The 15,375-nt window shown below is 62.4% G+C and carries 14 protein-coding genes; 11 read left to right on the plus strand and 3 right to left on the minus strand.

The annotated features are described in order from the left end of the window. Positions 1–3 precede the first annotated feature (3 nt). The 4 genes from AAIL66_RS16330 (at position 4) to AAIL66_RS16345 (ending at position 2,390) form a co-directional block, all read left to right on the plus strand. Complete coding sequence (locus tag AAIL66_RS16330) at positions 4–696, plus strand: TerC family protein (protein WP_034351067.1); 693 nt, start codon at positions 4–6, stop codon at positions 694–696. A 140-nt stretch (positions 697–836) separates the two neighbouring features. Further along, positions 837–1,274: a MerR family transcriptional regulator gene (locus AAIL66_RS16335; RefSeq protein WP_046460395.1), complete on the plus strand. Its 438-nt coding sequence runs from the start codon at positions 837–839 to the stop codon at positions 1,272–1,274. Then, positions 1,271–1,705, plus strand: a complete 435-nt coding sequence (locus AAIL66_RS16340) for a PaaI family thioesterase (RefSeq protein WP_063662448.1) — start codon at positions 1,271–1,273, stop codon at positions 1,703–1,705. The genes AAIL66_RS16335 and AAIL66_RS16340 overlap by 4 nt, the downstream gene beginning before the upstream one ends. 115 nt (positions 1,706–1,820) lie before the next feature. Continuing rightward, positions 1,821–2,390 (plus strand): dihydrofolate reductase family protein, encoded by a 570-nt coding sequence (locus AAIL66_RS16345; protein ID WP_343497232.1) that lies wholly within the window; start codon positions 1,821–1,823, stop codon positions 2,388–2,390. Here the strand turns inward: AAIL66_RS16345 and AAIL66_RS16350 are convergent. After that, a complete protein-coding gene (locus AAIL66_RS16350) occupies positions 2,387–3,271 on the minus strand; it encodes an EamA family transporter (RefSeq protein WP_343497233.1) in 885 nt (294 codons plus the stop codon). The genes AAIL66_RS16345 and AAIL66_RS16350 overlap by 4 nt on opposite strands. Before the next feature lie 245 nt (positions 3,272–3,516). Here AAIL66_RS16350 and pyrF point away from each other — a divergent pair, with 245 nt between their 5' ends. The 3 genes from pyrF to AAIL66_RS16365 all read left to right on the plus strand — a co-directional run bounded on the left by pyrF (position 3,517) and on the right by AAIL66_RS16365 (position 6,461). Continuing rightward, complete coding sequence (gene pyrF, locus AAIL66_RS16355) at positions 3,517–4,344, plus strand: orotidine-5'-phosphate decarboxylase (RefSeq protein WP_034382398.1); 828 nt, start codon at positions 3,517–3,519, stop codon at positions 4,342–4,344. Between the two features lie 19 nt (positions 4,345–4,363). Then, positions 4,364–5,272, plus strand: coding sequence for a LysR substrate-binding domain-containing protein (locus AAIL66_RS16360; RefSeq protein WP_012840359.1), 909 nt, complete (start codon positions 4,364–4,366; stop codon positions 5,270–5,272). Between the two features lie 205 nt (positions 5,273–5,477). Next, a complete protein-coding gene (locus AAIL66_RS16365; protein ID WP_003064714.1) occupies positions 5,478–6,461 on the plus strand; it encodes a tripartite tricarboxylate transporter substrate binding protein in 984 nt (327 codons plus the stop codon). A 593-nt stretch (positions 6,462–7,054) separates the two neighbouring features. Here the strand turns inward: AAIL66_RS16365 and AAIL66_RS16370 are convergent. Beyond that, positions 7,055–8,227: an FAD-dependent oxidoreductase gene (locus AAIL66_RS16370; protein ID WP_343497234.1), complete on the minus strand. Its 1,173-nt coding sequence runs from the start codon at positions 8,225–8,227 to the stop codon at positions 7,055–7,057. Between the two features lie 54 nt (positions 8,228–8,281). After that, on the minus strand, positions 8,282–11,350 hold the full coding sequence (uvrA, locus tag AAIL66_RS16375; RefSeq protein ID WP_034394495.1) for an excinuclease ABC subunit UvrA: 3,069 nt from the start codon (positions 11,348–11,350) through the stop codon (positions 8,282–8,284). 226 nt (positions 11,351–11,576) lie between these two features. Between uvrA and AAIL66_RS16380 the strand changes: the two genes are divergently transcribed. The 4 genes from AAIL66_RS16380 (at position 11,577) to AAIL66_RS16395 (ending at position 15,346) form a co-directional block, all read left to right on the plus strand. Beyond that, a complete protein-coding gene (locus tag AAIL66_RS16380; RefSeq protein ID WP_039050399.1) occupies positions 11,577–12,749 on the plus strand; it encodes an MFS transporter in 1,173 nt (390 codons plus the stop codon). Positions 12,750–13,021: 272 nt separating this feature from the next. Further along, positions 13,022–13,570 carry a single-stranded DNA-binding protein gene (ssb, locus tag AAIL66_RS16385; RefSeq protein WP_003064700.1) on the plus strand — a complete coding sequence of 183 codons (549 nt, stop codon included), beginning with the start codon at positions 13,022–13,024 and terminating at the stop codon, positions 13,568–13,570. A 316-nt stretch (positions 13,571–13,886) separates the two neighbouring features. Further along, positions 13,887–14,603: an FHA domain-containing protein gene (locus AAIL66_RS16390; RefSeq protein ID WP_343497235.1), complete on the plus strand. Its 717-nt coding sequence runs from the start codon at positions 13,887–13,889 to the stop codon at positions 14,601–14,603. A 188-nt stretch (positions 14,604–14,791) separates the two neighbouring features. Beyond that, positions 14,792–15,346, plus strand: coding sequence for a pilin (locus tag AAIL66_RS16395; protein WP_343497236.1), 555 nt, complete (start codon positions 14,792–14,794; stop codon positions 15,344–15,346). The last annotated feature ends 29 nt before the right edge of the window (positions 15,347–15,375 follow it).

Genomic DNA, 15,375 nt, shown 5'->3' on the forward strand with positions numbered 1-15,375 from the left:
CAAATGGAATTTCTCAATAGCGCCGATTTCTGGATCGGCCTGGTGAAGATCATCTGGATCAACATCATTCTCTCCGGCGACAACGCCGTGGTCATCGCACTGGCCGCGCGCTCTCTTCCCCCTGAACAGCAAAAGAAAGCCATCATGTTTGGCTCCGGCGCCGCCGTGGTGCTGCGTATCGTGCTGACCGTGGTGGCTGCCAAGCTGCTGGAACTCTCCTTCCTGCAGGTTGTGGGCGGCTGCCTGCTGCTGTGGATCGGCTATCAGCTGCTGACCGGCGACGAAGACGGCGAGGGCGAATCCAAGGGCCATGGCTCCATGATGACCGCCATCCGCACCATCCTGATTGCCGACCTGGTGATGAGCCTGGACAACGTGATTGCCGTGGCCGCTACCGCCCAGGGCAATATGGTGCTGCTGATCCTGGGTCTGGCCATCTCCATTCCCCTGGTGATCTTCGGCTCCACGCTGATGATCAAGCTCATGGAACGCTTCCCCGTCATCGTCACGCTGGGCGCGGCGCTGATCGGCTGGGTGGGCGGCGAGACCATCGTCAACGACAACCTGCTGCATGGCTACACCATGGCTCACCCCTGGCTGCACTATGCTGCCGCTGCGGTCGGTGCCGTGCTGGTGGTCGGACTGGGCAAGTTCATGCAGGCACGCTCTGCAAAGAAGGAAGTCGCTGCGGCCTGATCGCCCCGGAAGTCTCTCCCCAAAGAACGCACTGTGGATTCACAGTGCGTTTTTTTATGGCCGCAGTGCGGAGACAAACTGTGTGAACATCTGGCGGACACCAACCTTCGTGTAACCCCAGGCTTGTTAGCCTTGTCGCCATGCAGATATCGGAACTTGCCAGCCTGTCGGGTGTGTCCGTACACGCCATTCGCCACTATGAGAGTCTGGGCCTGATTGCCGCCAGCCGGCGTCCTTCCGGCTACCGCGAGTTCGATGACAGCGTGATCCGCGAGCTGCGATTCATCGCCATGTCGCGGCAATGTGGCTTCTCTCTTGCGCAGATTGCCGAGGTATTGCCGGCCTACCGCTGCAAGTCCCTGACGGCCAGCCAGATCGTCTGCAGGCTTGAGGAGCGCATTGCCGAGATCGATGCCGAAATCGCCAAGCGCAACGCTCTGCGTCAGCACCTGGTTTCCCATGTGGAATGGTTTCGTCTGCGCGAGCAGCGGCCAGCCTCGAAACCGGGATTTCCTCGCGTCTCTGCGCGAGGCGGCAATGATGCCGGTCCATCCGGCAGGAGGGGGAGCAAGTCATGACACCGCAGAACGAACACTTTGCCCGAGACATCAGGGCGCTGGTGCTGTCCATGCCAGTGGCGCAGATGCTGCAACTGCGCTTTGAACGCATAGAGCCCGGCGAGGTCGATCTCTGCCTGCCCTATCAGGACAGTCTGAGTTTCAGGCCCGGCCAGTTGCAGGCAACGCCGGTCTTTGCCATCGCAGACTTTGCCGCCGTATCGGCGGCAGGGACGCTGCTGCCGCCGGGCTGGCTCAATGCCACGATCGACTGCAGCATCAAATACCTGGCTCCTGCCGATGGCGAGACATTGCTGGCACGTGGCCGCGTCATCCAGGCCAGCAAGCTGCTGACGGTGGCCAGGGCGGATGTGTTTTCTCGCAAGGCGGGCCGGGAGCTGCTGTGCGCCACCATGCTGGCCACGGCGCGGAACCTGGCGCCTGCACAGTAGGGGGCCTTTTGGGGGGCGTAGCGCCTGAGCGCTGGATGCTATCGAGATTGATTTTTCTCGATAGCGGGCCTGTAACCGGCCGAGTCAGCGCCTTCAAGGCAAACTACAGCCCATCATGAAGACCCAGTACTACACCGCTTCCAGCCTGGACGGCTTTCTTGCCACCGAAGACGACTCTCTGGACTGGCTGTTTCCGTTGGGCAGCCTGACGCAGTCCAGCTATCCGGGCTTTATTGCCCAGGTCGGTGCGCTGGCCATGGGCTCGTCCACCTATGAGTGGATGGTCCGCAACGCCGATGCGGTGAAGAAGGAGAGCGGCGCGGCCTGGCCTTATGCACAGCCTGCCTGGGTTTTCTCCAGCCGTCAGCTGCCGTTGATAGAGGGAGCCGATGTGCGCTTTGTCAGCGGCGATGTGCGGCCCGTGCTGGCAAGCATGAGGGCTGCAGCCGGCGACAAGAACATCTGGATCGTGGGTGGCGGAGATCTGGCGGGACAGTTCCATGACGCGGGCCTGCTCGATGAAGTCATCGTGCAGATTGGCTCGGCCACTCTGGGCCGTGGCAAGCCTTTGTTGCCGCGCCGCTTGCTGAGTCCCGTGCTGCAGCTGCAGTCCGTGCAGCAGATGGGCCCGGGAATGGCCGAGCTGCGCTACACCGTGTGCAAGACGCAGCAGCCCGGGAATTAAGCGTTGTTTTTGGCAGGCCAGAGCACCGAAGCAATTGCCACCACCATCAGGCAGACAGCAGTCCAGTCCTGCCAATGCAGGACCTCGCCCAGCCACCAGGCGCCCACGAACACGCCCAGCACGGGAATCATCATCACGCTCAGCGTGGAGGCCACGGGCGGCAGGCTGCGGGCCAGATAGAACCATACGGCCTGGGCGAAGCCCAGCACCAGCACACCATTGAAAGCGATGGCGGCCAGAGCGCTCTGGTCGGGCATATGCCATTGTTGGCGCTCGAAAACAAAGGCCAGCACGGTCAGCACCACGGTGGTGATGGCCACCATCCACAGCGACAGCGTCATCAGCGGCACCGGTGCCTCGGTGCGGCGCAGCAGCTGCGTGCCCCAGGCCCAGCCGGCGGCGGCGATCAGCATCAGCATCACGCCCAGGGGCTTGCTGCCCAGAGCGCCAACTTCATGCCACAGCAGAAGCAGCACGCCGGCAAAGGCCGCTCCCACGCCGGCCCAGGCGCGTGCGCCCAGCCGGTCCTTGAAGAACAGGCTGCCGAACACGGCCGAGAAGATGGGCATGGTGTAGCCCAGAATCGCCGCGCGCCCGCTGGACAGCGTGGGGATGGCGATGATGATCAGGCAGTGCCAGAGCACCATATTGAACAGCGTGAGCTTGGCCAGCTGGCCCCAGTAGCTGCGCGGTATGGTCAGCGGCAAGCGCTGACTGGTCACAAACAGGGCCAGAATCGGTAGGCCTATCCACATGCTGACCATGCGAAAACTCAGCGGCGGGAAATGCTGTACGCCGAGCTTCATTACCGGCCAGTTCAGGCCCCAGACGATGGTGAGCAGGACGAGAAGAATGAGCTGTTTGGGCGTGAACGAAGGCATGGGTGTGGATTATCTCCCCCGGAATGACTTTCTCCCCCTGTGGCGCTTCGCGCCTTCCCCCTGGCCGGGCGCCCCTCTCTCTACGCGCTGCGCGCTATGGGAGGGGGACGACAGCCTCGCTGCGGGGCGGCGGGGCCGCCCAGGCCCTTGCTTGCTGTCTCTTTGCTGGGGTGTGCCAAGTTTGGCGTCATGCTGCAAAACCTGTGGCAAGGCTTGGAAGGGTCGAGCAATTAAAATCACGCTTTATGACTTTTATCGACATGCTGCGCGACGCGTCCACGCGCAATGACTCCATGCTGTGCGTGGGTCTGGACCCCGAACCCAGCCGCTTTCCCGGTGCCATGAAGGGCGATGCGTCCAAGATCTACGACTTCTGTGCAGCCATCGTCGATGCCACCCATGATCTGGTCAACAGCTTCAAGCCCCAGATCGCCTACTTTGCCGCCCACCGTGCCGAAGACCAGCTCGAAAAGCTGATGGCGCACATGCGCCGAGTGGCACCCCATGTGCCCGTGATTCTGGATGCCAAGCGCGGCGATATCGGCTCCACAGCCGAGCAGTATGCGAAGGAAGCCTTCGAGCGCTATGGCGCCGATGCCGTGACGCTCTCGCCCTTCATGGGTTTCGACTCCATCACGCCCTATCTCAAGTACGAAGGCAAGGGAGCTTTTTTGCTGTGCCGCACCTCCAACCCCGGCGGTGACGATCTGCAGGCCCAGGTCCTGGCCGATGTGCCTGGCAACCCCCATATGTTCGAGCATGTGGCCAAGCTGGCCCAGGGTCCCTGGAACACCAACGGCCAGCTGGGCCTGGTGGTGGGTGCAACCCGTCCCAACGAGATCGAGCGCGTGCGTGCCGTGGCCCCCACCTTGCCGCTGCTGATTCCCGGCGTGGGTGCACAGGGTGGCGATGCCGTGGCAACCGTCAAGGCGGCCCGCATCGGCGGCGGACCCATCATCATCAACTCCTCGCGCGCCATTCTGTACGCAGGGCAGGGCGACGACTTTGCCAAGGCTGCACGCGAAGCCGCCATCGCCACGCGCGCCACGCTGCAGGCTGCAGCCCAGAGCTGAGCCAGGGTAGGCTCTGGCCATGCAAAGCAAATGGCTGGAAGACTTTCTGCTTCTGGCTCAGGAGCGCAGCTTCACCCGTGCGGCAGAGCTGCGCCATGTCACTCATCCTGCCTTCGGCCGGCGCATTCGTGCGCTGGAGGCATGGGCTGGAACGCCGCTGATCGAAGCGGGCGGCGGGCCGGTTCGTCTCACCCCGGCCGGTGAAGCCTTCCGCGACACCGCCGAGCAGATGGTGCGCACCCTGGCCCAGTCGCATGACGAGCTGCAGGCCGTGGCCGGTCGGCAGGCCCATGTGATCACGCTGGCCACGGGGCGTACCCTGGCGCGCACCATCGTGGCCGACTGGCTGGCGCGCTACGGTAGCGTGCTGCAGACGGCGGAGATGCGCATCGTTACTCGCACACTCGACGAAACCGTGCATATGCTGCAGCGCGGCGAGGTCAGCTTTGCCCTGCTCTATCACCATGCGGCCATTGCCGTGCGGCTGGATGGCCGTCAGTTCAGCTATCTGACGGTGATGAGCGACAAGCTGGTGCCCGTGGCGCGGGCCGATGCCGAAGGCAAGCCCTTGTTTGCACTGGCGCAGGCCCTGCTGCCCGGTGCCAGCCCCGTGCCCTATCTGGCTTTCTCGCACAGCATGGCGCTGGGGCGGCTGGCCGAAGATCATCTGGCCAGCCATCCGCTGTGGCCGCGTCTGCGCCGCTGCATCGAATGCGATTCGGCGGATGCCAATTACGAGTACGTGCTCAAGGGCCTGGGCGTGGCCTGGATGCCTTGGTCCATGGTGCAGCGCGACTGCCAGGACGGCCGTCTGGCGCTGGCCGGGGACGGCAGCCTGGACGTGCATTTCGATGTGCGGCTTTATCGGCCCAAACGCCGCTTGAGCACCGCTGCGGAGCAGTTCTGGACCGATATCACTGGCCAGTAAATGAGCGGTCACTCCTTTTTCGTCTGCAGCCAGACTTGAAGCTGGAAAAACAACAGCTGGTATCGGGCTCCTGGCGGCACTGCTCCCCCTCTATTTGCTCAAAAACGCGTTGTTGTGCTGAAATGGCACGGAAATGTGCCAGATCGGCACTAAAAGGTTTTCTCCGTATTCGGACAATTGCCTCATACAGATTCGGAATAGTTTCATGCAGAACACAAACATCCTCCGCCGTACCGCCATCGCCGCGGGCCTGCTGCTGGGCGCTGCCGTGGCAGTGCCTGCCATCGCCGCCGACAACTATCCCAGCAAGGCCATCACCATGGTCGTGGGCTACCCGGCCGGCGGCAGCACCGACCTGGTCGGTCGTCTGGTGGCCGACGGCCTGGCCAAGCAGCTGGGCCAGCCCGTGGTGGTGGAAAACCTGGGCGGTGCCGGTGGCGCCATCGGTGCGCAAAAAGTGGCCAAGGCCCCTGCCGACGGTTACACCATCATGGTGGGCGCCAACAATGAGCTGGCCATCGCCAGGCTCATCAACAAGGCCGTGAAGTACAACATTGGCGACTTCACTCCCATCGGGCTGGTGGGCTCCCAGCCCATGGTGCTGGTCGCATCGCACAAGGCCGGCGTGAAGAACGCGGCCGAGTTCGTGAGCCTGGTGTCCAAGAACCCCGACAAGTTCAGCTACGGCAGCTCCGGCGTGGGCACGGCGCTGCACCTGGCCGGCGAGCTGGTCAAGGAGCAGGGCAAGCTGCAGATGACCCATGTGCCTTACAAGGGCGTGGCGCCTCTGACCACCGATCTGGTGGGCAACAACATCGAGTTTGGCGTGTTCGTGCTGTCCTCGGGCCTGCCCCATATCAAGGCCGGCAAGGTCGTGGCCCTGGGTACGACCGAAGCCAAGCGCTCGGCCATCACCCCCGATATTCCTGCCCTGTCCGAGCTGCCCCAGTTCAAGAACGTGGACATCAACAGCTGGTTTGCGCTGATGGCACCCAAGGGCCTGCCCGCTCCCATCGCCGCCAAGCTGAAGAAGGCGCTGGAGGAAACCATGGCTTCGCCCGAGTTCCGCAAGAAGATGGAAGAGACCGGCAATGTGGTGGCTGATCCCAAGGTGGATGCCGGCAAGTACATCAACACCGAGATTGCCAAGTACTCGAAGATTGTTCAGTTCGCCAAGATCGAGAACTGATCTTGCGTTGACTGGCGGCGGCCTGAGGTCGCCTAGGTTTGAAAACGGCTTGTGCCTCTGGGGCGCAGGCCGTTTTTGTTTTTTCTGCTGGTTGCAGGACAGAGGGCGGGTCTCGGCCCGCCTTGCCGACTCACTTTCTTGCTGGTGGCGGGGGGCCGCCCCCAAGAAAGTAAGCAAAGAACACCGCTCCTGTTACCCACGCCCCTTTCGCTACGCTACGGGGTAACCTGCGCCGTCAACCTCTTGTGGCTGTACGGCAAAACTCACTTCGAGCTTCGCTCTGCGCTCAAACACGTTGCCGTAAAAGTGATGACGATGCAGTTGCACTCTACGGTGCAACTGCCCGCCACAAGAGGCAGCCGTCGCAGGCGTGGGCAAAAGGGGCAATACCGAATGCGGGATAGCTTCTTTATGCTTTGAATAGCTGCTTCCGTAATCTGGATAAGCGCAGGGGCGCAGACACTCGGGTTGTGCTCTTTGCCTACTTTCTGGTGGCCGAAAGTAGGTCACGCGCCGGGGTGAAATCCCTGCCTCTGCCCTGAGATCAAGAAAAAATCAGGCTACAACCAACATTCAGAAAGCGCGATGGGCTATCAATTTTGATCAGTCCGCTGACAACGCGCAGGTGACACCGCCCCCACATTCACCTTCTGCTGCGTCAGCGACGCATCCAGCGTCTCCCCCAGCAGCAGATTGCGCGCCAGCAGGCTGTAGCCGGCGGCGCTCTGGATGCCATAGCCGCCCTGGGCGGCAACCCAGAAAAAGCCCGGCACAGGCGTGGGCGAGGCATCCCAGCCTATTACCAGCTCGCCATCGGCGACAAAGCTGCGCAGGCCTGCCCAGGTATGCGAGGGGCGGCGGATTTGCAGCGTGGTGGCCTCCTCGATGTGATAGATGCCGGTGGCAATGTCCAGCTCTTCGGGCACCACATCGTGCGGAGCCACGGGGTCTGCATTGGCTGGCGAGCCCAGCAGCTGGCCGGCGTCGGGCTTGATGTACCAGTTTTCATCGGCGCTGATGATGGCGGGCCAGTGCGTGGCATCCATCCCTTCGGGGGCCGGGAAAGTGAAGGCGCTGCGGCGCTTGGGCGTGATGCCGATGGGAGCCGCGCCCACCATGGCGGCCACGACATCCACCCAGGCCCCGGCGGCGTTGACGATGACCTTGGCACGAAGGCTCCGGCCCTGGGGCAGGGCAATCTGCCAGAAGTCGTTGGCGCGGGTGATGGCCTGGACCTCGGCGTTGCACCACAGATCGCCGCCGCGCTGGCGCAGGCCGCGGATATAGCCCTGGTGCAGGCCGTGCACATCGATGTCGCGTGCGCCGGTGTCCAGAAAGCCGTCCACCAAGACCTCGGTATCGAGCACGGGAACCAGGGTCTTGAGTTGCTCGGCGCTCAAGCGCCGGGCCTCGGGGGAGTGGATGGTGGCTTCGGCGTAGGCGGCGTCGACCAGATCCTTTTGCTCGGCCGTGCCCACATAAAGCACGCCGCGCGGCGTGAGGATGGGAGCTTCGGCAAAACCGGCCGGTGGCGCATCGTAGAAGGCGCGGCTTGCGCGGGTCAGAGCCTGCACCTGGGCCGGGCCGTAATGCTCTTCAAACAGTGCGGCCGAGCGGCCGGTGGTGTGATAGCCGGGCTGGGATTCGCGCTCCAGCACCAGCACGGAAGGCGGAGTATCGCCACCCGACTGCGCCAACTGCCAGGCGGCGGATGCACCGGCCATGCCCGCGCCCACGATGACGAAATCCCAGACATCTTTCTGCATTGCTTCTCTCCTCGGTGTCGCCGGCCATGGTCCTGCATGGCCGGCTGTGCTTGGTCAATCCTGGCTTGTTGCCGACTTGGCTCTGGATTTGGCAGGAGCCTTGTCCAGATAGGGCTTGAGGTAGCGGCCCGTCACGCTGGCCGGGTTGGCCGCGACTTCCTCTGGCGTGCCCTGAGCCACGACCTGGCCGCCGCCCGAGCCACCCTCGGGACCCATGTCGATCAGCCAGTCTGCGGTCTTGATGACGTCGAGGTTGTGCTCGATCACGACGATGGTGTTGCCCGCATCGCGCAGCTGGTGCAGCACTTTCAGAAGCAGGGCGATGTCGGCAAAGTGCAGCCCCGTGGTGGGCTCGTCGAGGATGTAGAGCGTGCGGCCGGTGTCGCGCTTGGACAGCTCCTGTGCGAGCTTGACGCGCTGGGCCTCGCCACCCGACAGCGTGGTCGCGCTCTGGCCCAGGCGGATATAGGACAGGCCCACGTCCAGCAGGGTCTGCAGCTTGCGCGCAATGCTGGGCACATCCTTGAAGAAGGCATGAGCGTCTTCGACCGTCATCTCCAGAATCTGCGAGATGTTCCGGCCCTTCCACTGCACTTCCAGCGTCTCGCGGTTGTAGCGCTGGCCGTGGCAGAGGTCGCAGGGCACGTAGACATCGGGCAGAAAATGCATTTCCACCTTGACCACGCCGTCGCCCTGGCAGGCTTCGCAGCGCCCGCCGGAGACATTGAACGAGAAACGCCCGGGGCCGTAGCCGCGCTCCTTGGCGGTATTGGTTTCGGCCATCAGCTCGCGGATGGGCGTGAACAGGCCGGTATAGGTGGCCGGGTTGCTGCGCGGCGTGCGACCGATGGGCGACTGGTCGACGTTGATGACCTTGTCGAAATAGTCGATGCCCGCGATATCGTCATGCGCAGCCGGCTCGGTGCCTGCACGGTGTACCTGGCGTGCCACTTCGGCATACAGCGTGTCGTTGACCAGGGTGGATTTGCCCGAGCCCGAGACGCCGGTCACGCAGGTGAACAGGCCGACGGGGAAGTCCACCGTCACATTCCTGAGGTTGTTGCCGCGCGCGCCTTGCACGGTCAGCGCCTGAAGGTCGGTGCGTGCCTTGCTCGCAGATTCCCGCTTTTTGGCGGCCGTGACTGGAAAGCGCGATGTGCTCTGGGTGGCCTCGGCGTCACTTTCCTTGCGCAGCACGGGCAGCCAGGCGGTGCGGTGCCTGGGCACGGGAATGCTTTGTACGCCGCTCAGGTAGCGGCCCGTGGGCGAATCGGGGCTGGCCTTGATGTCTTCATAGCTGCCCTGGGCCATGATGCGGCCGCCATGCACGCCGGCGCCCGGCCCCATGTCGATGATCTGGTCGGCTGCGCGCATCATGTCTTCGTCATGCTCGACCACGATCACGCTGTTGCCGATATCGCGCAGGTGCTCCAGCGTGGCAATCAGCTTGTCGTTGTCGCGCTGGTGCAGGCCAATGGAGGGCTCGTCCAGCACATACATCACGCCCGTCAGGCCCGAGCCGATCTGAGACGCCAGTCGAATGCGCTGGGCCTCGCCGCCCGAGAGCGTGTCGGCGCTGCGGTCCAGGCTCAGGTAGGACAGGCCCACATCGTTGAGGAAGAGCAGGCGCGAGGCGATCTCGCGCACGATCTTGTCCGCAATCTCGGCCTTGGCCCCGGCCATGCTCAGCTGCTTGAACCAGCCCAGCGCATCGGCCAGCGTGGCATGGCTGACCTCATAGATGGAGCGGGCCTGTTCGCCATCGCCCACGCGCACAAAGCGCGCTTCGCGGCGCAGGCGCGTGCCTTCACATTCGGGGCATTTGCGGATGCTGCGCAGCTTGGCCAGATCGTCGCGCACGACCTGGGATTCGGTCTCGCGAAAGCGGCGCTGAATATTGGGGATGATGCCTTCGAACGGGTGCGACTTGATAAAGGCCTCGCCCTTGCGTTCGCCGCTCTCGAAAACATAGTTGAACTCCATGGATTCGTCGCCCGAGCCAAAGAGAATCACGTCGCGCACCTTCTCGGGCAGCTCCTCGAACGCCGTCTCGGTGCTCACGCCATAGTGCTTGGCCACGCTCTCCAGCATGGAGAAGTAGTAGTTGTTGCGCTTGTCCCAGCCCTTGATGGCACCGCTGGCCAGACTCAGCGATGGGAAGGGCACGACACGGTCGGGGTCGAAGGCTTCGCTGTTGCCCAGGCCGTCGCATGCCTGGCAGGCTCCCATGGGGGAGTTGAAGGAAAACAGGCGCGGCTCCAGCTCGGGCAGGGAGTAGTCGCAGAGCGGGCAGGCGAACTTGGCGCTGAACAGATGCTCCTTGCCGCCGTCCATCTCCAGGGCGATGACGCGGCCGCCGGCATCGGCACCGCCGGCGCGCAAGGCAGCCTCAAAGCTCTCGGCCAGGCGCTGCTTGATGTCTTCGCGCACCTTGACGCGGTCTATCACCACATCGATGTTGTGGCGCTCGTTCTTCTCCAGCTTGGGCAGGGACTGGGCGTCGTAGATCTGCCCGTCGACACGAAAGCGCACATAGCCCTGGGCCTGGAGCTGCACGAAAAGCTCGGCGAACTCGCCCTTTTTCTCGCGCGCCAGGGGCCCGAGGATCATCAGCTTGGTGTCCTCGGGAAGCTGCAGCACGCTGTCCACCATCTGGCTGATGGTCTGGGCCTGCAGCGGCAGATTGTGGTCGGGACAGAACGGCGTGCCGGCACGGGCGTAGAGCAGGCGCAGATAGTCGTTGATCTCGGTCACCGTGCCCACGGTGGAGCGCGGGTTGTGGCTGGTGGCCTTTTGCTCGATGGAAATGGCGGGCGACAGGCCCTCGATCAGATCGACATCGGGTTTGTCCAGGCGGCCCAGAAACTGGCGTGCATAGGCCGAGAGACTCTCCACATAACGGCGCTGGCCTTCGGCGTACAAGGTATCGAAGGCCAGGCTGGACTTGCCCGAGCCCGACAGGCCGGTGATCACAACCAGCTGGTTGCGGGGAATGTCCAGGTCGATGTTCTTGAGGTTGTGCGTGCGTGCGCCGCGAATGGCGATACGTGTCTGCGCCAGAGAACGGCCCAGATAGAGGCTGTCATCATGGACTTCAGAGGGCGAATCAGGCTTCAGGGACACGGGCGCTCCAGACGGGGAAAACTCTCCATGATAGTCAGACGGGCTTGCGCGTGACTAGATGATCCAGGTTCACGGACAATCTACGGTTTTATTTCCTCTCTTTTGCCCGGCAGTGGTTTAGTTAACCTGGGCATAAGACTTTGACTCTTGGCAAAATCTGAGCGTGAAAAAAATCAATACCTCCCCCAGCGCGGGCACGCAGGGCACGGACAAATCCTCTTCCACCATGACCTCCCAGGAACGCCGCTCCAGCGGCGCCCTGGCGCTGATCTTTGCGCTGCGCATGCTGGGCCTGTTCCTGGTACTGCCCGTCTTCATGCTGGAGGCACGCAAATACCCTGGCGGTGACGACCCGGCCATGATCGGCCTGGCCATGGGCCTGTATGGCCTGACCCAGGCCCTGTTCCAGTTGCCCATCGGCCTGGCCTCCGACCGTATCGGCCGCAAGCCGGTCATCGTCGCCGGCCTGCTGGTGTTTGCGGCGGGCAGCCTGATTGCGGCCATGGCCGACTCGCTGACCGGCCTGATGGCGGGGCGTGCCATTCAGGGCGCAGGCGCCGTGTCTGCCGCCGTCACTGCCCTGCTGGCCGATCTGACGCGCGATGGCGTGCGTACCAAGGCCATGGCCATGGTGGGCGGCAGCATCGGCCTGATGTTTGCACTGGCGCTGGTGCTGGCGCCGCTGCTCAATGCCTGGATAGGCCTGTCCGGCATCTTCGGTCTGACCTGTGCGCTGGCGCTGGCCGGCATTGCCGTGGTGCTGTGGGTGGTGCCGCCCGAGCCCAGGCAGCATGCCGATGCGCCCAAGGGCAGGTTCAGCGAGCTGCTGGGCCAGTCCGATCTGCTGCGCCTGAATTTTGGCGTCTTCATTCTGCATACTGTGCAGATGTCCATGTGGGTGGCCGTGCCGGCCATGCTGGTGCAGGCCGGTCTGGCCAAGGAGCAGCACTGGCATATCTATCTGCCGGCCGTGCTGCTGTCCTTTCTGGCCATGGGCCTGCTGTTTTCCATGGAGCGCAAGGGCAAGCTGCGCAAGGCCTTGCTGGGAGCCATTGGCCTGGTACTGGTTGTGCAGATCGGTCTGGGCATGCTGGCCGCCAGCGGCACCATTCCGACGGTCTGGTGCATGGCGCTGCTGATGTTTCTGTTTTTCTGCGGCTTCAATGCTCTTGAAGCCACCCAGCCAAGTCTGGTCTCGCGCATGGCTCCGGCGCCGCTGCGTGGTGCGGCATTGGGTGCCTACAACACGCTGCAGTCGCTGGGCCTGTTTGCCGGTGGCGCTGTCGGTGGTGCAGTCGCCAAATTTGCGGGCGTGCCGGGCTTGTTCATCATGACGGCGGTGCTTGTTGCCCTGTGGCTGGTCGTGACCTGGCCGCTGCGCCCGGTGGGGCGTCACTGACTTACAGCAACGCCCCCTGAGGCGCTGTGCGCCTAGGCGGCCCCGCCTTCCTCCTCTCTGCTACGCGGAGGGGGACGCAGCCCTCGCAGCGGGGCCGCCCTTGCTCGGCTGCTCGCGCGCAGTGGCCCCTTTTCTGCTGGAGCACCATGTATCGCCGTGATGGGATATCGGGAAATCCCGTGCTGTTCATGGCTGGCTTGGGGCAGAATACGAAGTTCATTGGTTCGGGACCTCTCCCAATAGCCCGGGCCACTTTTTGAAAAGGTATCTCTATGGCATCCGTCAACAAAGTCATCATCGTCGGCAATCTGGGTCGTGACCCCGAAATGCGCACCTTCCCCAGCGGCGATCAGGTGGCCAATGTGACCATCGCCACCACAGACCGCTGGCGCGACAAGAACACCGGAGAAAACCGCGAAGCCACCGAATGGCACCGTGTGGTCTTCAACGGCAAACTGGCCGAAATCGTGGGCCAGTACCTGCGCAAAGGCAGCCAGGTCTATGTGGAAGGCAGCCTGCGCACCCGCAAATGGACCGACCAGGCCTCCGGCCAGGAACGCTACGCCACCGAAATCCGTGCCGACGCCATGCAGATGCTGGGCAGCCGCCAGGGAGGTGGTCAGCAGCAAGGCGGCTACGGCAGCGATGATGGCTATGGCGAAAGCAGCTACGAAGCACCCCGCCGTCAGGCTCCCGCTCCCATGCAGCAGCGCCCCGCACCGGCACCCATGCAGCAGCGTCCTGCTCCTGCACCCATGGCTCCTCCTCCCCAGCGCGCAGCTTCGGGGTTTGACGACATGGATGACGATATCCCGTTCTAAATCACGGATAGGTGGCTGCCGCCACTTTGCAAAGATTTGCAAAAAAGCCCGCGCTTTCAACGAGCGCGGGCTTTTCTTATATGGCGACTTGATAGATTGCGGGTGCGATTCGAAAGATGCTGCAGTCGAATGACAGCATGGTTGAAAATTTCAATCGAATAGCTGGCTTCATCGAATTAGTGAAATAAGATGCAGCATGCAAGCGCGTTTCATCCAGTTACGATTGATGATTGAGCGCTGAATCACACACTCAAGTGGGAGTGGTCCTAGCCAGTGCAGCCAAGCAGGACTTGGCGTTTCCTCAGGAGCTTCGAGCATGCCGACTTTGGTCATCTCAATCGACGGCGCAGTCATCAAGGAAGTACAGCTCACCAAGGAGCGCACGACCTTGGGTCGTCGTCCCTACAACGACATCGTGATCGAGAATCTTGCGGTCAGCGGCGAGCATGCCGTGCTCACCATCTCTGGCGGCAAGGTCAGCATTGAAGACCTGCGCAGCACCAACGGCACCTATGTCAACGGTCGCGCCATCCAGAAGCAGGACCTGCTCAACGGCGACCTGCTGGACATTGGCCGCTACAAAATCCGCTTTCTCGATACCGTGATTGCCGATACGAATACGTCAACTGCCCAAGGCGGCAAAAAGGCGCTGGCGCATATTTCCGAAGAGGCAGACAGCGGCTATGCCAAACTTGCCAGCCCCTCGGGGTTTGGTGAAATCTCCAGCTTCAGCTCCACCATCCAGGGCTCGCTCGCCGCGCTGCCTGCGCGCCACGCCGTGATTCGCATGCTTACCGGCAGCCTGGCCGGCAGGGAAATACCTCTTTTCAAGGTCGTCACCACCCTGGGCAAGCCCGGTGTAGCCATCGCCTCCATCACCCAGAAGCCCCATGGCTTTGTGCTCACCCAACTGGAGGGCGCAAGCGAAGACCTCAAGCTCAATGGTCAGGTGGTGGGCCCTCTGTCTGTGCCGCTGCTCAATGGCGATACGGTGGACCTGGCGGGAAGCACCATGCGCTTCGTCGTGGAGTGACAGGCCGGCTTGACGGGTGTTAAGTGTGTGACAAATTTGTCACCGCTTGCGATTGGATCGCCAAAATTGTTACTCAAACTCGCGTGAATGTTGCCAAACGTGTCATCTTGGATGAGTCCTGCCTTTGCCAAATTGTTGGCACGTTGATTGCTTGGTCGCTTGTGTCTCATCCAACTAGGGAGTTTGAAATGAAGCGTTCCATTCAAAAGGGTTTTACCCTGATCGAACTGATGATCGTTGTCGCGATCATCGGTATTTTGGCTGCCGTGGCTCTGCCTGCTTATCAGGATTACACAATCCGCGCCCGCGTTTCTGAAGGCTTGGGTCAGGCTCAAGGAGCTAAAGCAATGATTGGTGCAGATGCTGCAAGTGCTGCAGATCTCGCCATCGTGGTCACGACCTGGAATGCGCAGGCCGGCAGCACTGGTGCGAACTCTAAGTTCGTGGACAGCGTTAAAATTGCTGACTCTGGTGAAGTCACTGTATCTTACAACTTCAAGGCTGTTGGTATTAAAACTGGTGAAAATACTCTGGTGATGGGCCCTTATGTCCGCTCTGTGGCTGGCGCATCAGGGGCGGTAAGTGCTGCCGTCAAGCTGGCTACTGCGCAGGCCAATGGAGTCACAGGCTCGCTCGACTGGAGCTGCGCTTCCACGACTCAAACCGCATCCACCAATGGTGGCATGGCTAGTACCACTCCTGGCACTTTGCTGGCCAAGTACGCCCCCGCTAGCTGCCGTTAATAACGCAGCTTCCTAAGCTGGAAAAAGGA

The organism is Comamonas sp. F1-6 (genome assembly GCF_039581415.1).
Taxonomy (GTDB): Bacteria; Pseudomonadota; Gammaproteobacteria; order Burkholderiales; family Burkholderiaceae_C; genus Comamonas; species Comamonas thiooxydans.